This is a genomic window from uncultured Holdemanella sp., assembly GCF_934772795.1.
GTDB lineage: Bacteria > Bacillota_I > Bacilli_A > Erysipelotrichales > Erysipelotrichaceae > Holdemanella.
This window is the reverse complement of the sequence record NZ_CAKVMR010000018.1, coordinates 1-20947: the sequence shown is the minus strand read 5'-3', so window position 1 is coordinate 20947 and position 20947 is coordinate 1. Positions and strand designations below refer to the sequence as shown.

20 protein-coding genes are annotated in these 20947 nt (G+C 35.1%); 15 read left to right on the top strand and 5 right to left on the bottom strand.

Going from position 1 to position 20947, the window contains the following annotated elements; translation table 11 throughout:
- Nucleotides 1–39 precede the first annotated feature (39 nt).
- Nucleotides 40–1140 (top strand): methionine synthase, encoded by a 1101-nt coding sequence (locus Q0F04_RS04990; protein WP_295750869.1) that lies wholly within the window; start codon nt 40–42, stop codon nt 1138–1140.
- Nucleotides 1141–1189: 49 nt separating this feature from the next.
- Here the strand turns inward: Q0F04_RS04990 and tgt are convergent, their stop codons facing one another.
- The 4 genes from tgt to tnpA all read right to left on the bottom strand — a co-directional run bounded on the left by tgt (nt 1190) and on the right by tnpA (nt 5129).
- On the bottom strand, nt 1190–2401 hold the full coding sequence (tgt, locus tag Q0F04_RS04985) for a tRNA guanosine(34) transglycosylase Tgt (RefSeq protein ID WP_295750866.1): 1212 nt from the start codon (nt 2399–2401) through the stop codon (nt 1190–1192).
- Nucleotides 2402–2433: 32 nt separating this feature from the next.
- Entirely contained in the window at nt 2434–3486 is a 1053-nt protein-coding gene (locus Q0F04_RS04980; RefSeq protein WP_295750863.1) for an MFS transporter, read from the bottom strand.
- A gap of 121 nt (nt 3487–3607) precedes the next feature.
- Entirely contained in the window at nt 3608–4702 is a 1095-nt protein-coding gene (tnpB, locus tag Q0F04_RS04975; protein ID WP_295750860.1) for an IS200/IS605 family element RNA-guided endonuclease TnpB, read from the bottom strand.
- A 25-nt stretch (nt 4703–4727) separates the two neighbouring features.
- Nucleotides 4728–5129, bottom strand: coding sequence for an IS200/IS605 family transposase (gene tnpA / locus Q0F04_RS04970; protein ID WP_295750858.1), 402 nt, complete (start codon nt 5127–5129; stop codon nt 4728–4730).
- A 307-nt stretch (nt 5130–5436) separates the two neighbouring features.
- On the opposite strand from tnpA, the gene rdgB reads away from it, so the two are divergent.
- From rdgB to Q0F04_RS04935, 7 genes are all read left to right on the top strand, one after another.
- On the top strand, nt 5437–6012 hold the full coding sequence (gene rdgB / locus Q0F04_RS04965; protein WP_295750856.1) for an RdgB/HAM1 family non-canonical purine NTP pyrophosphatase: 576 nt from the start codon (nt 5437–5439) through the stop codon (nt 6010–6012).
- A gap of 1 nt (nt 6013) precedes the next feature.
- Nucleotides 6014–6535 (top strand): tRNA (cytidine(34)-2'-O)-methyltransferase, encoded by a 522-nt coding sequence (locus tag Q0F04_RS04960; protein ID WP_117923929.1) that lies wholly within the window; start codon nt 6014–6016, stop codon nt 6533–6535.
- Entirely contained in the window at nt 6513–7046 is a 534-nt protein-coding gene (locus tag Q0F04_RS04955) for a hypothetical protein (protein ID WP_295750851.1), read from the top strand. Before Q0F04_RS04960 ends, Q0F04_RS04955 begins: the two co-directional genes overlap by 23 nt.
- Before the next feature lie 207 nt (nt 7047–7253).
- Complete coding sequence (locus tag Q0F04_RS04950; protein ID WP_295750848.1) at nt 7254–8501, top strand: NlpC/P60 family protein; 1248 nt, start codon at nt 7254–7256, stop codon at nt 8499–8501.
- 68 nt (nt 8502–8569) lie between these two features.
- Complete coding sequence (locus Q0F04_RS04945) at nt 8570–9769, top strand: insulinase family protein (RefSeq protein WP_295750847.1); 1200 nt, start codon at nt 8570–8572, stop codon at nt 9767–9769.
- Nucleotides 9759–11012: a pitrilysin family protein gene (locus tag Q0F04_RS04940; RefSeq protein WP_295750844.1), complete on the top strand. Its 1254-nt coding sequence runs from the start codon at nt 9759–9761 to the stop codon at nt 11010–11012. The genes Q0F04_RS04945 and Q0F04_RS04940 overlap by 11 nt, the downstream gene beginning before the upstream one ends.
- Before the next feature lie 174 nt (nt 11013–11186).
- Entirely contained in the window at nt 11187–11495 is a 309-nt protein-coding gene (locus Q0F04_RS04935) for a single-stranded DNA-binding protein (protein ID WP_117570840.1), read from the top strand.
- A gap of 86 nt (nt 11496–11581) precedes the next feature.
- Here Q0F04_RS04935 and rpsD read toward each other — a convergent pair whose 3' ends face one another.
- Complete coding sequence (gene rpsD / locus Q0F04_RS04930) at nt 11582–12190, bottom strand: 30S ribosomal protein S4 (protein ID WP_117570841.1); 609 nt, start codon at nt 12188–12190, stop codon at nt 11582–11584.
- 266 nt (nt 12191–12456) lie between these two features.
- Here rpsD and Q0F04_RS04925 point away from each other — a divergent pair, with 266 nt between their 5' ends.
- The 7 genes from Q0F04_RS04925 (at nt 12457) to ltrA (ending at nt 20848) form a co-directional block, all read left to right on the top strand.
- The gene (locus tag Q0F04_RS04925; protein WP_199519594.1) at nt 12457–14232 is read left to right on the top strand and encodes a septation ring formation regulator EzrA; all 1776 of its coding nucleotides are present in this window, start codon (nt 12457–12459) and stop codon (nt 14230–14232) included.
- Nucleotides 14232–15362, top strand: coding sequence for a cysteine desulfurase family protein (locus Q0F04_RS04920; RefSeq protein WP_295750841.1), 1131 nt, complete (start codon nt 14232–14234; stop codon nt 15360–15362). Before Q0F04_RS04925 ends, Q0F04_RS04920 begins: the two co-directional genes overlap by 1 nt.
- Entirely contained in the window at nt 15346–16536 is a 1191-nt protein-coding gene (thiI, locus tag Q0F04_RS04915) for a tRNA uracil 4-sulfurtransferase ThiI (protein ID WP_295750838.1), read from the top strand. The genes Q0F04_RS04920 and thiI overlap by 17 nt, the downstream gene beginning before the upstream one ends.
- Nucleotides 16537–16586: 50 nt before the next feature.
- Nucleotides 16587–17375: a putative RNA methyltransferase gene (locus Q0F04_RS04910; RefSeq protein WP_295750835.1), complete on the top strand. Its 789-nt coding sequence runs from the start codon at nt 16587–16589 to the stop codon at nt 17373–17375.
- Nucleotides 17344–18978, top strand: a complete 1635-nt coding sequence (rlmD, locus tag Q0F04_RS04905) for a 23S rRNA (uracil(1939)-C(5))-methyltransferase RlmD (RefSeq protein WP_295750832.1) — start codon at nt 17344–17346, stop codon at nt 18976–18978. The genes Q0F04_RS04910 and rlmD overlap by 32 nt, the downstream gene beginning before the upstream one ends.
- A 66-nt stretch (nt 18979–19044) precedes the next feature.
- Nucleotides 19045–19167, top strand: a complete 123-nt coding sequence (locus Q0F04_RS04900; RefSeq protein ID WP_295750829.1) for a hypothetical protein — start codon at nt 19045–19047, stop codon at nt 19165–19167.
- A gap of 382 nt (nt 19168–19549) precedes the next feature.
- Nucleotides 19550–20848, top strand: coding sequence for a group II intron reverse transcriptase/maturase (gene ltrA / locus Q0F04_RS04895; RefSeq protein ID WP_295750826.1), 1299 nt, complete (start codon nt 19550–19552; stop codon nt 20846–20848).
- Nucleotides 20849–20947 lie beyond the last annotated feature (99 nt).

Sequence of the window (20947 nt, the reverse complement as noted above, 5' to 3'; positions counted from 1 at the left end):
AAGAAATGATAAAATGATGACATTGGAGGAAGTTTACTTATGTTGAATATTAAATATGATATTGTAGGATCTTTTTTAAGACCACAAGAAATTAAAGAGGCTCGTGCTAAATTTAATAATAATGAAATCACATATGAACAATTACGTGATGTAGAGGATGAACAAATCGCAAAATTAGTAGCGAAAGAAGTGCAACATGGATTGAAGTTTGTGACGGATGGAGAATTCCGTCGTCGCTGGTGGCATTTAGATTGGTTGAAAGAATTTGATGGTTTTACTACAAAACATTTGGATAAGTTTATTAATGGAAGAAACAATCACATCGAATTAGGTATGATCGAAGGCAAGATTTCTTATGATCCAAATAAAGCACATAAAGAGATGTACGCATGGGATTTCTTGAAGAATGAAGCTAGTAAATATGGTGTAGAGGCAAAGAAATGTATTTCTGGACCAAATATGATTTTGATTGATCATTTCTTGCAACTAGGCATTAAGGATACACCATATTATGGTACGGATATTGAAGCTGTGATTGAAGATATTGGATTGGCATATCAGGCAGCTATTCGTGATTTCTACAATCATGGATGTCGCTACATTCAAATTGATGATACTTCATGGACATATATGATTGATGATACATTTGTATCAAAAGTAGAAGGGTTGGGCTATACAAAAGCACAAGTATTAGATTGGTTTGTGCGTGTAAGTACTAAGGCTTTAGAAAATCGTCCAGAAGATATGCAGATTGCGACACACTTCTGTAAAGGAAACTTCAAAGGAAATCCATTATTCCATGGATTCTATGATACGATCGCAAAATCTGTCGCAAGTATTCCATATGATGGCTATTTTGTAGAATATGATGATGCTCGTAGTGGAACCTTTGATCCATGGGCTGTTTTAAAAGGTACAGACCGCACATTTGTGGCTGGTTTGATTTCTACAAAACGTCCGGAATTAGAGGAGCATGATGCGATTAAAACGCGTTATGAACAAGCTAAAGCCGTAGTCGGTGATAATATTGCGCTTTCTCCACAATGTGGATTTGCCTCTGTTGAAGAAGGTAACTGCATTGATGAAGAAACACAATGGAAGAAAATTGATTTATTGGTATCTTGCCAAGACTTTATTTAAGGGAAATCGTTTGATTTCTCTTTTTTTTCGTCACAAAAAAAAGGAACAATTACTTGTTCCCATAATATGAATTTAAGAATGATTCTTTGAATTCTTTAAATGTACCATCTAAAATAGCTTGTCGAGCTTGTTCAGTTAAACGGATGATGAAACGAAGATTATGTATAGAAGCCAGTTCAAAATATTTGGCGGATTCATTACGATCTTGTGATTTCCATAGTCTTCTTAATTCACCTAATGTAATCTGACTAAGACAAGTCGGACAATCACAACCTTCGTCAATAATTTCATCGCTATCTCTATATTTTGATAGATTGATTGGACCATGCATTGTATATAATCTACCATGTCTTGCCTCTCTTGTAGGAGCTACACAATCAAATGTATCCGCACCATTTTCTGTACCAATTAAAATATCATCTGGATGAGATAATCCTAATAAGTGTCTTGGCTTATTCTCAGGTAATTCTTCATTACACCAAGTTAAAATATCACCAAGTGTTTCTTTAAGGAAAGCTCCACCTAATCCATAGCCATCAAAATCCATCTGCGCATATTTTTTACAAGTTGATCTTCTAAGATCTTCCCAACGACCACCTTGAATGACGCCATATAAAGATTGGTGATACCCTAAATCATCACAATGCTTCTTATGTTCATCAAGACTTCTCTTTGCCCAACGCTCTGTTCTTGCCAAAGATTCAACGTTATATTCGTATGTGTCAGCTAAAGAAGTTAATTCATCATAGGCCATATGAATATCGGCTCCAATGCGACATTGAATTTGCATACTTTCTTCAGGACCAATAAAATCTTCTTGACCTGTAAATGGATCATGAAAGTGTACTCCATCTTCTGTTACGTGGGCCAAGCGCTTTTCTTCTTCGGTATTTTTCATATTGTCTTCGCGTTTCATGCTGACAACTTTTCCACAGCCAGAACCTAAAGACATCACTTGAAATCCACCGGAATCCGTTAAGGTTGGACCGTTCCATTTTGACCATGCGGATAAGCCACCATTTTCTGCAATTTCAGGGGAAATATTTCTTAAATGATAGCCATTACTCAACATGGCTTGGGCATTAATACTTTTTAATTCTTCCATAGAAACAAAGCGAACTTCACCATGTGTTCCAACACACATAAATGCAGGGGTCTTGATGTCTCCATGAGGTGTATGTATAATTCCGGCTCTTCCTAAATGACCAGGAATTCTTTTTTCAATTTCAAAATAAAATTTATTGTCGTTCTTGTATTCCATAAATTCCTCCAACCCATTTATTCTATCATATATTAGCGACGTCTTATATAGAAGATTATGCTAAGTACTGCGATTATACCAGCAACATACCCAATGGATTGAATATTAAGAAGGTTAATGGTTTGCCCTCCAATAAAAGATCCTAATCCAATACCTAGATTAAAGATGCCTGAGAAAATCGACATCGCAACAGAACTTGTATTTTCATTGGTTGCCAACATCGTTTCGGATTGACAAGCTACATTAAATGCAGTAGAACTCATACCCCATACAATACAAATCAACAACAGTGTAATCATGGATGCTGTACTTGGTTTTAACAAGAATAAAACGAGTGTAAGACAGAATAGTGAAGCTAAGATGAATCTCTTTCTATTTTTATTGTAGAAATTTGAGAATAAGATACTTCCACCAATTCCAGCAACTCCAAATAAGGATAAAACTAGCGTGATTGTGTTGTTTGATAAATTTGCGACTTGTGATAAGAAGGGTTCAATATAACTATAGGCTGTATAGTAGGCACTCGCAAATAATAAGGAAATACCGTAAATGGTAATCAGTTGTCTATTTTTTAATAGTGTAGGTAATTGGTTTAAAGAAAAGGCAGAAGTTGTTTCAAGACTGGGAAAGTAGTGTGTTTGAAAAAGTAGAAGAATGATACTGATGATACCTACGATTAGAAATGTGATTCTCCATCCAATCCATAAGCCAATCATTCTTCCAAGTGGTAAACCGGCAATCATGGCAACACTTGTACCTGTCACAATCATACTCATCGCAAACTCACGTTTATCTTCATTGACTAGTTTTACCGCAATGACACTTGCGATAGACCAGAATACAGCGTGAGCACAAGCCACAATCAATCTTCCTATAATTAATATAGGGAAGTTCATAGAAATTGCACTGATGGCTTGTCCTAGTCCAAATAAGAAAAGTGTAACCAGCAATATCTTCTTGTAGTTGTATTTAGAAGCTAAAATCATCAATGGTAAAGAAAGTAACATAACGGCCCAGGAATAGATGGTGATCATAATACCGGCTTGTGTTTGTGTGATAGAAAAGGTTTGGGCAATATCCGTCAAGAGTCCAATGGGCTTGAACCTCTCGTCACTTCAGTGACGAGATTCTTGGGAACAGGTTTCTTTTGAAACCTTTCTTACCAAGCTATCCCCGCAGTTCCTGCGGTTCTTTTTTTATTTTTAGCTAATTAGCTAATATGCCTTGCATCAATATATTGATGGATGCATTTACATCTCTGTCATGATTTGAATGGCATTTTGGGCATGTCCATTCTCTTACATTTAAATCTTTTGTTTCTTCATTCTTATATCCGCAACAATGACAGATCTGACTGCTCGCATAGAATGTGTCTACTTTCTTGATCACTTTTCCATACCACTCGGCTTTATATTCTAGCTGGGTTGTAAACTTTGACCAGGATACATCCGATATAGACTGGGCAAGATTGTGGTTTTTAAGCATATTCTCTACTTTTAAATCTTCGATACAGATAATGTCATATTCTCTAATGATTCTAGTAGATAGTTTGTTGATAAAATCCATTCTTTGATTCGCTATCTTTTCATGAAGTCTTGCAATCTTGATTCTGTTTTTGATCCAGTTGCGGCCGCCCTTTGTTTTTCGTGACTGCTGTCTCTGGAGCTTTTTCAGTTTCTCAATCGACTTCTTCAGATATTTTGGATTTTCCACCCTTTCTCCATTACTCAATATGATAAAATCCTTGATACCTAGATCTATACCTGTCTCATTATATGTCAGTGGAAACAAGACTTCTTCTACATCTGTATAATTTAATGAAACATAATACTTTCCACTTGGTACTTGTGAAACTGTTGCACTCAGTAGTCTTCCTTTTGGTTGTCGTGTTTTCTTTATCTTTACAAGACCAATCTTAGGAAGTTTGACCTTATTGTCTAATAATTCAATATTTCCTCTTGTATACTTTGTTGTATATGAATAACGATGTGTCTTCTTCGATTTGAATCTAGGATATTCAGCTTTTTTCTTAAAGAAATTTATATATGCCGTATCCAGATTCTTTACACTTGACTGTAGAGCCACGGAATCCACTTCCTTAAGCCATTCATATTCTTTCTTTAAAGAAACTAGATCCTTAGCACATGCCGTATAGTTTAAAGTGATTCCATCTTTTTCATAGGCATCCCTACGCTTTGCCAGATAATGATTATATACAAAACGAGTACAGCCAAAAGTCTTGGCTAGTAATATTCTTTGTTCCCTATTTGGATAGATACGATACTTGAATGCCTTTTCCATGATGATTTCTCCTCTTATTGATTCGCTATTTTCTTTTTTGACTTCTTATATAATCTATAATCTGTTCTTCTGTATTTTCAGAAACTGTAGCTACAAAATAAGAAGGATTCCATAGATGTCCACCCCATAATTTGGATCTTAGATCATCCCCAAACTCTTTCATTAAGAGTCTGGCCGATACACCCTTCATAGCTTTTATAATATTTGGAATGTAATGTTGCGGCGTACAATTGATCAGCATATGGATATGATCTTCCTCCATATTCATTTCTAGGATTTGAAAACCATTATCCTTTGAAATCTGAATCAGCAGCTCTTTTAATCTTATTGCAACCTGTCCATTCAAAACATCACGACGATACTTTACGCACCATACGATATGATACTGTATAGAATAGACATAACCTCTACCTTTAACAACTTCCATATGTTTTTTCCTCATCTATATTATAACATATGTATATATTTAAAGCATTATATTTATCATTTATTTTTAAATTATTTATCTAACATCTGCACATCTAATTCATCTCATGACTAAAGTCATGAGTGTTCTTAGATTGAGTTATAAATTCAGAGGTGTTAAAAATAAATGCAGCTATCGTCATACCTATAAGTGGCATCCATTGTTTCTTATTCATAAAAATCATCCTTTCAAAAACGCAATTTATTTTACCACAACTCTTGTTGAAAACCCCATTTTTTCTTTCTATAATATATATCGGTGATAAAAAATGAAAAAAACAATTTGGATAGCAACGAGCAATGCTCATAAAGTCGAAGAGTTTCAGACGATGTTGAAGGATTGCGAAGTTAAATGCTTAAAAGATCTAGATCATAAGATTGATATTGTAGAAGATGGTACAACATTTGAAGAGAATGCGCTCATTAAAGCTCGTACTTTATTTAATGAACTTCATGAACCTGTGATCAGTGATGATTCTGGTTTAGAAGTAGATGCGATGGATAAGAAGCCAGGTGTTTATTCGGCTCGCTTTTTAGGTGAAGATACAAGCTATGATATCAAGAATCAATATATTATAGATCAGGTAAAAGGAAAAATGCGTACGGCTCGTTATGTGTGTGTCATTGCCTATATTGATGAAGAAGGAAAAGAACATGTATATCGTGGTGAGTGTGAAGGTTTGATTCATGATGAAATGGTTGGAACAAATGGTTTTGGATATGATCCAATCTTCTATTATCCTGAATTTAAGACAACACTTGCCAATGTGAGTGAAGAAAAGAAAAACAGTGTATCTCATAGAGGGGTTGCACTTGAGAAATTTTTAAAAGATTGGAGTAAATAATATGTTGCATGTAGTATTGTATGAACCTGAGATTCCTCAGAATACAGGAAATATCATTCGAACTTGTATGGCTACAGGTTCACGTTTACATTTAATTGAACCGTTGGGTTTTTCTTTGGATGAAAAACATTTGCGTCGTTCAGGAATGGATTATATTAAGGATGCGGATATTCATATTCATAAAGATTGGGATGCGTTTGTGGCTGAAAATCCAAGTGAACACTATTACTTTATGACTCGTTATGGAAAAAAAGCACCGAGTGAATTTGATTTTACTAAAGAAGAAGGCGATGTTTATTTGGTTCTTGGAAAAGAAAGTACGGGAGTTGATAAAAAAATCCTTCAACATCATTTAGATACTTGTATGCGTTTGCCTATGGTCGCAAATGCGAGAAGTTTGAATTTGTCCAATTGTGCTGCCATTATCGTTTATGAAGTACTACGCCAACTTGATTATCCAGGACTTAGTACACATGAAGAACTTAAGGGAGAGGATTGGCTTGAAAATCTTAAAGTCGATTGATCATTATGTAGATTCGTTTGAAAAGCGAATCTTTATTTTTATCATATTTATAACCATTTATTGGTTATGGCAGAATATTTGGCAGTTAATATTATTTTCTAAATTATTTTTTATAACTGATTATGAAAGTTTGTTCAATTTGCAGGCACATCTATCCAATTATGAATCGAGTGTTTTGATTCGTATTCTTTATTATGTGATTTCAAATCCATCATTGAATATTGCTGGTGTTGTTAGTTGTATAAAACTGATAGACATAATGGGGATTGTGGGATTGTTGATTTTAGCTCAAAAATATCGAATTATCATGATTTTAAATGGGTTTAAATACATTTGGTGTACTATTTGGATTGTAAAAGGTATGAATTCTGCAAGTGTATATTTGGTAATAAATTGCTTAAAATGGCTTTCAATAGGCGGATTTATACTTGTTGGTATAGTGATGCTTCTATGGCTTGTTGGCTTAGTAAGAATGATAGTGAATCAGGACGAGTTTGTCCATGATTTGTAGACAACACTATACATTTTATAAGTTATGTACAATTTTTTACAAAATCACATAATTTACCACAATTCATATTGAGGTGCTTTATATAAAGGTTATTAAGAAAAAATTAAGAATTGAATTACTAAAAAGTGCAAACGATTTTTTGGCGAAAATTTGCAACAAAATTTAAATCTTGTTAAACTTCAGGTGTTGTAACGAAGAGGTGATATGATGAATTTTATCGAAAAGCACAGTAAAATTTTAGCCGTAAGCCTATGTTTATTGACTTCTGGACCAATTGTTTCGACAATGTATGCCAAAGAAGTTCAACCAGGATGGCATGGTGAAGGCGCAGATCGTTATTATGTTTTAAAATCAAATCGTCAGACAGCTACTGGTTTAACAAAAATCGATAAGGAACTTTATTATTTCAATAATAAAGGAGAAATGCAGTTTGGATGGCAGACTGTTTCAGATGAAACTTACTATTTCCAACAAGACGGAACTGCTGCAACAGGTTCTGTGACAATTCAGGGTAGTGAGTATAATTTCCAAAAAGAAGGTGTCCTTCTTCATGGTTGGAGTAATGATGGTAAATCATACTACGATGAAAAAGGAAACAAAACTTCAACAAACTGGGTTGAAGAAAATGGTTCAAAATATTATTTTGATGCCGATGGAAATTGTGTAACAGGATGGCAGGAAATCGATGGCCAGAAGTATTTCTTTGGTGAAGATGGAAAGATGGCTACAGGTCAATTTGATGTAGACGGAAAAACATATTTCACTCAAGAAGACGGTACATTCCGTACAGGATGGCAAGAGATCAACGGTCAAAAATTGTATTATGCAGAAAACGGTGAAGTAACTAAGAATCAAATTGTTGAAATCGAAGGTACTAAATATGCATTCGATGAAAATGGTGATTTGATTAAAAATGCCGAAAAAGATGGATATAAGATTGATGAAAATGGTGTTGCGACCGAAGTAACCCCTTCTGAGGAAACAACTCCAACTCAAGATACAACGACTCAAGCTCAGGCTCCAGCACAAACAACTACTCAAAGTGCTCCAGCTCAAAGCACAGCAACTACAACAACTACAACACAAGCTCCAGCACAGACATCGACTCCTAGTGCTCCAGCTAATAATTATGTAGCTCCAACCCCAAGTGTTAACAGCTCAGCAATCGCTTCTGCTGCATTAGCACAAGTAGGAACTACTCAAGATTGTACAATGTTAGTAACAAACGCTTTGAGAGCTGTAGGAATTAATTTCCACGGTTGGCCAGAAAATTATTTGAGTCTTGGTACAATCACATCAAGTCCAGTTGCAGGTGACATTATTGTTTATTCAGGACATGTTGCCATTTATATCGGAAACGGACAAGCAGTTCATGGTGGATGGAACGGAAGCCAGACTGTTGTAACAAGTGTTTCTTGTGATAAGGCATTAATTGGATACGTTCACGTAGGCTAGATTGAATTCTAGCCTTTTTTTTATTTTTTGTGGTAGAATTAATAATATATTTTCAAGGAGGTTTACGTATGAACTATATACAAACGCAGAAATTTAGTGATGTTTATGTTTCTTGTAAAACCATGATGCCTTTTCATCGAAATACAATCAGTGCCTTAAACGTGCTTGTGTATATGATGAAGGCGAAAACGCAGAAAATGAATTCGAAACAAAAATTAGCTTCTACCTTAAATCGTGCTTATGGAACAAAGGTGTCTTATGGTTTAACATCTTATGGAGATCTTGTTCAACTCGATGTTCGTTTTCAGTTTGTCCGTCCAGACTGGATTGAAGATAAAAGTTATATAGATAAAATTAAAGAGATTATGGATGAAGTTCTGTTTCATTCTGTATTGGATGAGGAAAACTTTAAGGAATCTGTGTATTTATTAAAAAATAGATTATTGGCACAAATGGATGATCCTGCTAATTTATCATGTATGTATGCCTTTGAGATGGCACATGATAAACATTCAATTTCAATTCCAGTGCAGGGAAGTTTAAAAGATTTAGAGACACTTACTTTAGATGATGTGAAAAAAGTCTATACCCTATATATGGATATGGCAAAACACTTCTATATCTGTGGTTATGTAACGGATGAATTGTATGATTATATTGATAGTTTAGATTCACATTGTGCTTTTATATCAGAAAGAACATTGCTTCCTGTAGTAGAAACAAGCTATAAAACGTTTGAAAAGGATATTGCGCAAACTTGTATTTCGCAAGTCTATTCGACAGGTGTTGATATTTCAAGTTCGGATTATGAGGCTGAACTAATTTTAAATAGTATTTTGGGGCAAAGCCAGAAGAATTTAATGTTTGATGAAATTCGTGAAAAGAATAGTCTTTGTTATTCTATAAGCTCTTCTATTATTCGCTTTGATGGAGCTTTATTAATTCATACGGGTGTGAATCGTAAGGATGTCACAAAAGTATTAAATTTGATAGAAACACAAATAGATCGATTATTGAATATGGATTATGATGATCGATATTTAGAAATCGCAAAGATGGACTATAAGGACCGTATTATTAGTGGATTAGATCAAGCTCAATCTTTGATTGCGCAAGCTTTTTTAGATGATCTTTTACATCGCCAGCTCATGCCTGAGCAAAGAATTGAGAGAATTATGAAGGTGACAAAGGAAGATATTTCACGTGTTGCCTTACGATTGAATTTGGCTTCAGTGGCCATTGTTGCGGAGAAAGAAAATGAATTATAATTTGGATATTAAAAAAGAAACATTGTCAAATGGTTTACAGGTGATTCTTGTTCATAAACCAGATTATCAAAAATCACTATTTCTTTTAGGAGCTAAAGTAGGTGGATTTGATATTGATCAAAGAGTAGATGGGCAAGTGATTAGACATAAGAGTGGAATTGCACATTATTTAGAGCATCAAATGTTTTATTTGGATGGAGAAGATGTAAGTGATTTATTTGCGAACTTACAGTGTTCTACAAATGCATATACGTCTTATACAGAAACGGCATTTTATTTTTCGACTACGGCGGATGTGAAAAAGCCATTAAAACTTTTATTAGATTTTGTCGAAAATTTAGATGTGACAAATGAAACGATTGAAAAAGAAAAGGGGATTATTCTTAGTGAATATGATATGTATCAACAATCGCCTGAACAACGTCTTTTTAAAGAAACTTTGATTTCTTTATTTCAATATCATCCAATGAAAGTGGATGTACTCGGTTCAAAAGAAGATATTCAAGATATGAGCATGGAGGATTTAAAACAATTTTATGCATTAAATTATGATCCTAGTAAATTGTGTCTTGTGGGTGTAACTGGAAAAGATACAAATGAAATCATGGATTGGATCAAGGAATGTCAAAAAGATGTGTTGAGTAAGTTAAATAAAAAGATTGAGCGTGTCTTTAAAAAAGAACCAAAGGATGTAAATCGCAAAGAGTATGTCGATCATATGGATATTCATCAGCCATTTGTATGTGTTGGCTATAAGATGGATGCTTGCAAGACAAAGGCAGAAGCATTCGAAAAAGATTTTGCAGTGAATATGTGGTTAGATTCTATTATGGGTCCTTTAAATCCTAAATTTCAGGAATGGCTAGATCAAAGAATCTTTACACAGTTTGTAGGCGCAGAAGCGGACTTTACTTTGGATCATAGTTATATCTTGTTTTATGCTCAAACAGTAAATCCAAATGCCTTTATTGAACTTGTAAACAAACTTGTAGAGAATAAGTCGATTTCTGATGAAGACTATCAGTCGTTGCATGCACAGGCAATCGCAAATAATTTGCGTGGCTTAGATCATTTTGATGGCTTGGCCAATGATTTACTTCGAAGTCACTTTGAGGAGTATGACTATATTGAAAATTTAAATAGCATTCAAAATATGAAAATTGAGCAGGTACATGCCTATATCAAGGATTTGGATTTCTCACATTCTTGTGTGACAAAAATTCTTCCGAATGACTCTATCTGATCTAATTTGTGTTTTTTTTAGCGAATTAGAGGGGAAAAGCGCATGTAAAACGCATAAAAAGACGACCTATAGATAAGATAGGTCGTTTGTTTTATATGTGGCATATTTGTAGAATACCATTGAAGAAGGATGGTGATAAATATGGTGGTCAGAATTGAAGGAGGATAATCAATTATGAATGCGTTTAGTATCGTAGGAAAAATTACGGACATGCCAGTGTTAAAGGAAACGAGCAATGGGTTAAAGACTTGTGAGCTTCCGATTCGAGTGCAGCGTAATTTTCCAAATTCAGAAGGTGTTTATGAAAGTGATGATGTGGTCGTTGAAGTATGGCGAGGTCTTGCAGAAACTGTAAGTGCTTCGTGTAAGATTGGAGATTATGTAGGAATCAATGGTCGTATTCATTCGCGTAAATACCAGAAAGATGACAGGATATATCTAAACTATGGCTTTGTAGCTGAAAAAGTTGATTTTCTACGTTGATCAACAGATAAAATACATGAATTAAGAAAACACATCCACAAAAAAAGAAGCGATTGATTCGCTTCTTTCTTGTTCTATGCCTAAGATTAACGGTTGTAGAATTCTACTACTAACAATTCGTTGATTTCTTGAGCTGTGAATAGTTCTTTACGTTCTGGGTAACGAACATAAGTACCTTTCTTAGCATCTTTGTTTACTTCAACAAAATCAACAGTTGCTGTTGCAGCTTCTAAAGCTTCGTTGATTACGCTTAAGTTTTTAGCGCGTTCACGAATTTCGATAACTTGTCCTGGTTTTACTTGGAAACTAGGGATATCTACTTTTTTACCATCTACTAATACGTGTCCGTGGTTTACTAACTGACGGCTAGCACGACGAGTACGTGCAAATCCCATACGATAAACGATGTTATCTAAACGAGATTCCAACATTACTAAGAAGTTTTCACCAGCAGAACCAGCTTTTTTACTTGCTTTTAAGTAAGTGTTGTAGAATTGTTTTTCGCTTAATTGGTAAGTGTGACGAATTCTTTGTTTTTCCTGTAATTGGATACCGTAGTTTGTTAATTTTGGACGACGAGCATTTCCGTGTTGTCCTGGAATTGTGTTACGACGAGTTAATTCTTCACCAGTTTCTAATACTGAGAATCCAAGACGGCGTGACTTCTTCCAAACGCTTCCTGTGTTTCTTGACATAATTTTTCCTCCTATTGTTTTATATCATCCACAAAACAATAACAGTACAAATCTTTAAAGGCTGTGTTGACAATGATACTTTCCGCTATCAGCTATTAGCTTACTCATATCGCTAAACAAGGCTGCAACGCATATCCTTTAACTTTGTATGCTGCTATCAATTTATGCTTATGTATCATATCAAAGAACATTAATAAAATCAAGAAAATGATGCAATGATTTTGAAGTTTTGCTATAATAAGAATGGTTTGCAAGGAGGTACCACTATGGATAGTGTTTTGAATTTCTTTCGATCAGTTTACGCGTTCATTCGAAATCAACTTTCTGTGACTGTAATCATCTATCTTTGTATAGCAATTCTAGTCTTGATCTTGATTTGGATCATTATGCGTATGATCAAACGTAAAAAGGCGTCGAAACGACTTTCTGATCTTGAAATCGAAATGAATGAAATTCGTAACAATTCCTTGGCCTACAAATTCAACAAAGCATCGGCATTCGCAAGAGTGAATGATGATATCATGGATAAAGTGAAAAACTTGACTCCAAAATATGATACTTGTCAAAAAAACTTAAGTGCTTGTGATGATTTGTTTAATGAAGCAGATGATTATGTTTCTAGACATCGTCTTCGTAAATCTATGCGAGCTATGGACGATTTAGAAACTATGATGGATGAGACAAAAGAAAGAATTCGTATTGTTACTCAGTCATTAGATCACATCTTGGCTCGTGAAACAGAGGTTCGTGAATCGGCAAATGCTTTAAAAGAGCGTTTCCGTAATGTGAAAACTGTTTACCAAGATAATCGTTCTTCATTCTATGGATCTGTTAATTATGTAGATTCATGTTTAGAGGAAATTGAAAATGAATTCTCTAATTTTGAAGAGTGGATGTTTGCTTCAGAATTTAACAAGGCAAAGGAAGAACAAGAAAAAATCTCAAAAATGGTGGATGAGATTAGCTCTAAAATTGCAGCCTTCCCTGGACTCTATGAAAAGGCCAAAAATGTATTGCCTCGTGCAATTAACGAAGTTCGTTTGCACATTAAGGAATTACAGGAAAAAGATATCGACTTATCTTATTTAGAACCAGAAGAAAAATTAACAACCATTCAAAGTGCTTTGTCTAGTTCAATTGATCAATTGGATGCAGGTGAATTTGAAATGGCACAGGAAAACTTGGAAATCATTGGAGATCACATTCTAGCATTACAAGATGATGTTACGAATGAAAAAGAGGCTTATGATGAAATCCATGTGAGTCTTCAATCTAATTTAGATCTTGTTAATGTCATTGGTCAGGAACTTGAGGAAATCATGGCGCTTTATGCCAATATTAAAGATCGTTTTGGTCTAGAAGATTGGACACACCGCTTCTCTTTGGCACAAATCCAAATGGAAGATTTATCAAATCGTCGTGATGAAATTCAAAAAGAATTGAAACAAAATCAACGTCCTAGCGTAGATGTAGTTCATGGTTATCGTAAATTTTCAGAAGATGTTAATGAATTCCACGATCAAGTCAAGGATATGAAAGAGATGTTAGTGGGAGCAAGCAGTGATGAATCACGTGCTAAAAAACAATTGACAAAATTACAATTGATTTTAAATGAAGTACGTTTAAATACAGTAACACGTCATTTACCTAGTATCTCATCTCAATTTTCTGCAGATTTAAAAGAAGGCGAACGCTTGATTCAACGTGTTCGTGTAGTGTTGGATCACTCACCATTAGATGTACAAACATTAAATGCAGATTTGCAGGATGCCATCGACTTTGTATATAAGTTATACAATAACGCAAACAATTTAGTCGGTGTTGCCGTTATGGTAGAAAATGCGATTGTGTTTGGTAACCGTTTCCGTAGTACGCATGCACAAATGGATTCGGATTTAACTCGTGCTGAGTTATGTTTCCAAAATGGAGAATATACTCGTGCACTTAAGATTGCGATTCAAGCAATCGAAAACATGCACCCAGGAATTTATGAGAAGTTAGTAGCTCAAAAAGATCCTGCTGTCATGAACCAGGTGCAGTAATGATTTATTTTGATAATGCTTCGACAACCTCTGTACGCACAGAGGTTCGTCGTGTTTATGGGCAAATGTTAGAAACTTGTTATGGCAACCCAGATAGTTTGCATGCGGCTGGTCGCCAGGCAAGTTCGCTCATGGAAAAGAGTCGATCAAATATTGCTTCTATGCTTCATGTAGATTCAAGTGAAATTATCTTCACTTCAGCGGCTAGTGAATCAAACACTTTAGCTATTGTAGGCTATGCCTTGGCCAATGAGCATAGAGGTCATCATGTACTCACAAGCAATGTCGAGCATTCGAGTGTTCGTCATGCGATGGAGTTTTTAAAGCGTTTTGGATTTGAAGTCGAATTTCTTCCAATTAATGAAGAAGGAATTGTTACGCCAGAATGCTTAAAATCGCATATGCGTAAAGATACGATTTTAGTATCGGTTATGCATGTGAATAATGAAATGGGAGCTATCAATCCTATTTTAGAACTAGAAAAAATTGTACATCAGAATCCTACATGCGTTTTCCATGTGGATTGTGTACAGAGTTTTTCGAAAATTGATATTCCTTTTGAAAAACTAGATATGGCTACGATCTCTGCACATAAGATTCATGGTCTAAAGGGAAGTGCCATTTTAATGAAGAAAAAGAAGATTCAACTTGTTCCAATCATCCAAGGTGGTCAACAGGAACAAGGACTTCGTGGTGGAACAGAAAATGCACCGGCTAATATTGTTTTGGCAAAGACAATTCGTTTGGCTTTAGAAGAACAATCTAGTGCTTATGATCATGTTTTAAAGATCAATCAATATTTGCGTGAAGAACTAGCGAAGATCGAAGGTGCACATGTACATTCGCCTTTAAGTGCGATTCCTTATATTCTTAATATTTCATTTGATCAAATCACAAGTGAAGTCTTATTGAATGCTTTAGATCAAAAGGGAATTTGTGTTTCCGCAAAAAGTACTTGTTCATCACAAAATACGAATGCTTCTGAAGTGTTATTGGCTATGCACAAGTCAGAATTTGATGCGACACATGGAATTCGTTTATCTTTTTCTTATGAGAATACTTTGGAAGAAGCAAAATATTTTATAAAAACATGTAAGGAGATTATAGAGAATTATGGCTTATCGTTATAATCATATCTTAATTCGTTATGGCGAATTGAGTTTAAAAGGAAAAAACCGTAACAACTTTATTAAGGCACTTTATGACAATGTTCGTAAGGCTTTAAAAGCATTCCCAACATTAGAATTTGAAAAGCAACATGACCGTATGTATATTTATCTTCATGATGAAGATTCTAAGCAGGTTAGTGATATTTTAGCTAAAGTTTTTGGAATTTCATCTTTCTCATTGGCTATTAAGGTGGAACCTGATTTAGATCAAATCATTGATGCATGTTATGAATCTTTAGATTTAACAACACCAAAAACATTTAAGGTGGCTGCGCGTCGTAGTGATAAATTATTCCCTTATATTTCGGATGAAATTAATCGTAAGGTAGCCACTAAAATTTTAAAGAACAGTGACTGGAAAGTGGATGTTCATAATCCGGATGTTAAAATTGTTGTTGAAGTTCACCAAAATGCAGCTTACATTATGACAGATCGTATTCAAGGTGCTGGTGGATATCCAGTGGGTGTTGGTGGAAAGGCCATGGTTTTATTAAGTGGCGGAATTGATTCTCCAGTTGCCTGCTACTTAATGATGAAACGCGGTGTACACATTGAATGTATTCACTATGCTTCACCTCCATATACTTCACAAAATGCCCAAGAAAAAGTGATGGAACTCGCAAGACTTGTATCTGGTTATCAGGGAGATGTTTTAGTTCATGTTGTTCCATTTACAGATCTTCAATTAGCTATTTATCAAAATGCGGATGAAAGTTATGCGATCACATTGATGCGTCGTATGATGATGCGTATTGCGACAGGTCTAGCTAAGAAAAGACATGCCCAAGCCATCGCAACAGGTGAATCCATTGGTCAGGTTGCTAGTCAAACTTTAGAGAGCATGCTTGCGATCAATGATGTCACAAATATGCCGATTATTCGTCCAGTTGTTTGTATGGATAAAGTTGAAATTATTGATCTATCTAAAAAGATTGGAACATATGAAACAAGTATTCTTCCTTATGAAGATTGTTGTACGATTTTTACACCAAAGAATCCAGTTACGAAACCTCGTGTGGATAAGTGTGAAAAATATGAGGCAAAATGGGATTTTGACAAGATGGTACAAGATTGTATAGATAATACAGAAGATATTTGGGTACATCCAGTTAAGGTTGAAGAAGATTTATTCTAAGAGAAGTGAAATATAGCGCTTCTCTTTTTCTTTTATGTTATAATCTTTTTATGTTGATATGTCCGGTGTGTAAAAAGAAACTAATAAAAGAAAATAAAACATTTCGATGCGAAAATAATCATTCTTTTGATTGTGCCAAACAAGGCTATGTGAACTTATCTCGCAAACAAACAAAGAATCATGGGGACAATGCTTTAATGGTTAAAGCGCGTACGGATTTTTTGGAAAAAGATTATTATAATTTTATGCGTCAATATGTAAAGGAAAAAGCTAAGGGATCTATTTATTTGGATGCTGGCTGTGGTCAGGGTTACTATACAAAAGAGATAGGGGCAAACTTTGAACATAGTTATGGTATCGATTTGAGTAAGGAAGCCATTCTTCATGCGTCTAAACAAGATAAACATACGCAATATATTGTGGGGAGTTTATTTGATATGCCTTTTTTAGATGAGAGCATAGATAGTGTTACAAGTATTTTTGTGCCTTTAGGCCAAGATGAAATCTATCGCATTCTAAAAGAAAATGGATACTGGATCGTAGTGGGTCCGGGTCCTAAGCATTGTTTTGAATTAAAAGAAGTATTGTATGACACACCCTACGAGAATGAAATGCCAGAAATACAAGAACAATATGAGTTGGTGAGTCAAGAAATCATTCGAGAAACGAAAATGGTTGATGATGTATGGTCTTTACTGGAAATGACACCATATCGATATAAAACGAGTCAAGCTGGACTTGATCGTGTAAAACAATTAGAAAGGTTAGAGGTTACGTTTGAGTTTGTCGTAACTGTGTATAAAAAATATGAAAACAACAGTAAAAAAATGGGGAATTAATGGTGAGGGAATTGCGTTCCATGAAGGAAAGCCAGTATTTATTGAAAATGCCATTCCAGAAGAAGTCATTGAATTTGATATCAAAAGTGATGAAGGTACTTATTTAGTTGGAGAATTAACTCGTTTAGTTGAGCAGAGTTCAAAGCGTCGCTATCCACTTTGTCCAATTTGGAAAGAGTGTGGTGGATGTGCTTTGATGCACGTAAAGTATCCTGCACAATGCAAAATGAAAGAGGGTAATTTAAAGGAGACGCTAATTAAGTATGCGGATTATAATGGTCGTATTTTACCAATTATAAAAAATCCTGAACCATTGTCATATCGTAATAGCTGCAAACTTCCTTTTGGTGAAGAATATGGTGAGCTATATACAGGAATGTATGAGCGTGATACAAATCATTTCCAAAAGATGGAAAGGTGTTATGTGCATTCTAAATTATTAGAACAAACGCGCCAAGAAGTTTTAAAAATCATGAATGAACATCATTTAAAGATGTATGATGATAAAAAGAAAACGGGTTATCGTACATTGGTCATGAAGGAATTTGATTCAAAGATTCAAATTATTTTTGTGACAGGAAAAGAAGAACTTAGTGAAGAATTTATTCATGATATTACACAGTTAGAGGGTGTTGTATCCATTTGGCAAAGTGTAAAAACAGAAACAAAGCGTGAAGTATTTGGAGATATGCGTTTTATTTGGGGAGAAGAGAAGATGCATCTTCAATTAGAAGATATTCAATTGTCTTTACTTCCTAGATCTTTCTTCCAGTTAAACACGAAACAATCCATTAATCTTTATAATGTAGTTAAGGATTGGATGCCAAGATCAAAGACAACTGTCGAAGCTTATAGTGGTATCGGTGCCATCAGTTTATTTGTGAAAGATAAGGCTGAAGAAATTATTGGTGTTGAATCCATTCAGGATGCGGTTGATAATGCCAATGAAAATGCGATGTTGAATCATGCCGATAATGTATCTTTTATTTGTGAAGATGCGGGTAGTGCACTAGCGCATTTAGTACAAGAAAAAGATGTGGATACATTGATTGTGGATCCTCCTCGTTCTGGTTTGGATGATACGATGAAGGAAACAATTTTAAAATCAAAGATCAAAACTATGATTTATGTTTCTTGTAACCCAGCTACTTTGGCAAAAGATTTGGGTGTATTAAAGAAAGAATATCGTATTGTCAAAATTCAACCAGTCGATATATTTAGTCAAACACCACATGTAGAAAGTGTAACACTACTTGTTCGTAATGATGACTATAAACCAAGACGTCGTTTTGATGATAAAAAAGATCGTGACTACAAACCTAGACGTCGATTTGATGATAAAAAAGATGGTGACTTCAAACCTAGACGCAGATTCGATGATGATAAGCCAAAAAGAAGATTTGATGATAAAAAAGATGGCGACTTCAAACCTAGACGTAGATTCGATGATGATAAACCAAGAAGAAGAGATGGAGACTTCAAACCAAGACGTCGCTTTGATGATAAAAAAGATGGTGAATTCAAGCCAAGACGTCGTTTTGATGATGATCGTAAACCAAAGCGCTTTTCAGACGACAAACCAAATCGTAGATACGGAAAATAAACATGTAAGGATTTCAGATTGACTGAAGTCCTTTTCTTATGTGTGCCGGGCATGGCATGAGTTCAGTTGGAGATAAACCAACCACAGGTAGTTACCGCCAAGTGTAGTGAACCACAAGCCGTTGACAGTGATGTCATGGGTGGAGGAAGTGGTGTAGCGATTCTTTCGAGCGTACGCAGAGAAACTTGATGAGGCTAAATGGTGGATGAGATTGCATAGCAAATCGAAGTCCAAAAGGTAAACGTAAAACCAAGACAGTAAATCAAGACGTTGTGAAAGAAATAGGACCCATGTCTTACCCCGGGAGGTCTCATGGACAAGGAATTCTAGTAAACTTTAAAATCAGTGATAGTACCCTTGTAGCGAAAAAGGTTAACCATGAGAATTCAGATGAAGTCATAGTAGGTAGCAATACTGAAGGACTGAAACGTTTATAGAGTGCAAATCTCTATTAGCAATGTTTGGATAGTCCGAATATGAAAATAGCCTAGAACTATGAATCGTAATCATAGATGGTAAAGATAATTGGGATGTTTCCAAATAAATTTACAAATAGAAGGAGGAGCAGCAAATGGAATTGATTGAAAAGATTTTATGTGAAGAGAATCTACAGAAAGCAATCCGAAAGGTCAAGAAGAACAAAGGTGCACCAGGAGTGGATAAAATGACTGTGCAAGAGGTCGAAGAATGGTTTAATCAATATAAGGAAGAATTGATTTCCAAAATTTTGAACAAACAATATAAACCTATGCCAGTCAAAAGAGTCTATATTCCTAAGCCAAATGGCAAACAAAGACCATTGAGTATACCTACAGTTGTAGACCGAGTAATCCAACAAGCTATGTTACAGGTGCTAAATGAAATCTATGAGCCAGTATTTAGTGAGCACAGTTATGGCTTTAGGCCAAATCGTAGTGCGCATATGGCGATGGAGGAAGTACTTGGATATTTAAATGACGGATATGAATGGATTGTTGACCTAGATATTGAGAAATTCTTCGACACAGTAAATCATGATAAATTAATTTCAATCTTAAGAGAGCGTGTCAATGATAGTAAAACATTACATTTGATACGAGCTTATCTACAAGCAGGAGTTTTGGACAAAGGACTTGTAAGAAGTTCGACGGTTGGAACACCACAAGGAGGTCCAATTAGTGTAATTCTTTCAAACATCTATTTAGACAAGTTTGACAAAGAATTAGAATCTAGAAATCTTTGCTTCTCTAGGTACGCCGACGACTGTGTCATTTTCGTTAAAAGCGAGATGAGTGCAAATCGTGTAATGAAATCAGTGACATCGTGGCTAGAAAGAAAACTATTCTTGAAGGTTAGTGCAACAAAGACTAAGGTAGTTAGGCCAACTAAAGGTCAATTTCTTGGTTTTACATTTTATAAGAATAGTGACGTGTGGAAATGTTGTCCTACTAAAGATAGGAAGAAACGTCTATACTCAAATATTCAAAAATGGATGGAAAGAAAACGTGCAGTTTCAAGACCTCTATCAGTTACATTTGAAAAACTGAATCAAATGGTCAGAGGTTGGATACAATACTTTAAAATCTCAAGTATCAAAGGGTTCTTGGATAAATTTGGCCAGTGGTTGAGACATAAAGTTAGGTGTATTATCATTAAACAATGGAAAAGACCGTTACGCATTTACAAGAATCTTATGAAACTAAATAAAGCATGCAGAAGTAATTTTACCCATGAAGATATATTTAAATGTGCTAACTCTAGACTCGGATGGTACAGGAGAAGTTGTGGAGATATTGTGAACTTTCTTCTTTCTCCTACTGTTCTAGGCGTAGAAAAAGGAGATAGACCTGGTCTGGTCAATCCCCTTGATTACTATCTTGAGATTTTGTGATTCTTTTTAGAATCGATATAAATGTAGAGCCGTATACGAGACCCGTACGTACGGTTCAACGGGAGGGGCGATAATTTTATTTTATCCCTCTACCCTATT

Coding starts and splice junctions, on each gene's coding strand:
- Q0F04_RS04990 (WP_295750869.1), top strand. CDS start 40: ATGTTGAATATTAAATATGATATTGTAGGATCTTTTTTAAGACCACAA.
- tgt (WP_295750866.1), bottom strand. CDS start 2,401: ATGGAATACAAGAACGACAATAAATTTTATTTTGAAATTGAAAAAAGA.
- tnpB (WP_295750860.1), bottom strand. CDS start 4,702: ATGGAAAAGGCATTCAAGTATCGTATCTATCCAAATAGGGAACAAAGA.
- tnpA (WP_295750858.1), bottom strand. CDS start 5,129: ATGGAAGTTGTTAAAGGTAGAGGTTATGTCTATTCTATACAGTATCAT.
- rdgB (WP_295750856.1), top strand. CDS start 5,437: ATGAAAAAAACAATTTGGATAGCAACGAGCAATGCTCATAAAGTCGAA.
- Q0F04_RS04960 (WP_117923929.1), top strand. CDS start 6,014: ATGTTGCATGTAGTATTGTATGAACCTGAGATTCCTCAGAATACAGGA.
- Q0F04_RS04950 (WP_295750848.1), top strand. CDS start 7,254: ATGAATTTTATCGAAAAGCACAGTAAAATTTTAGCCGTAAGCCTATGT.
- Q0F04_RS04945 (WP_295750847.1), top strand. CDS start 8,570: ATGAACTATATACAAACGCAGAAATTTAGTGATGTTTATGTTTCTTGT.
- Q0F04_RS04940 (WP_295750844.1), top strand. CDS start 9,759: ATGAATTATAATTTGGATATTAAAAAAGAAACATTGTCAAATGGTTTA.
- Q0F04_RS04935 (WP_117570840.1), top strand. CDS start 11,187: ATGAATGCGTTTAGTATCGTAGGAAAAATTACGGACATGCCAGTGTTA.
- rpsD (WP_117570841.1), bottom strand. CDS start 12,190: ATGTCAAGAAACACAGGAAGCGTTTGGAAGAAGTCACGCCGTCTTGGA.
- Q0F04_RS04925 (WP_199519594.1), top strand. CDS start 12,457: ATGGATAGTGTTTTGAATTTCTTTCGATCAGTTTACGCGTTCATTCGA.
- Q0F04_RS04920 (WP_295750841.1), top strand. CDS start 14,232: ATGATTTATTTTGATAATGCTTCGACAACCTCTGTACGCACAGAGGTT.
- thiI (WP_295750838.1), top strand. CDS start 15,346: ATGGCTTATCGTTATAATCATATCTTAATTCGTTATGGCGAATTGAGT.
- Q0F04_RS04910 (WP_295750835.1), top strand. CDS start 16,587: ATGTTGATATGTCCGGTGTGTAAAAAGAAACTAATAAAAGAAAATAAA.
- rlmD (WP_295750832.1), top strand. CDS start 17,344: ATGAAAACAACAGTAAAAAAATGGGGAATTAATGGTGAGGGAATTGCG.
- ltrA (WP_295750826.1), top strand. CDS start 19,550: ATGGAATTGATTGAAAAGATTTTATGTGAAGAGAATCTACAGAAAGCA.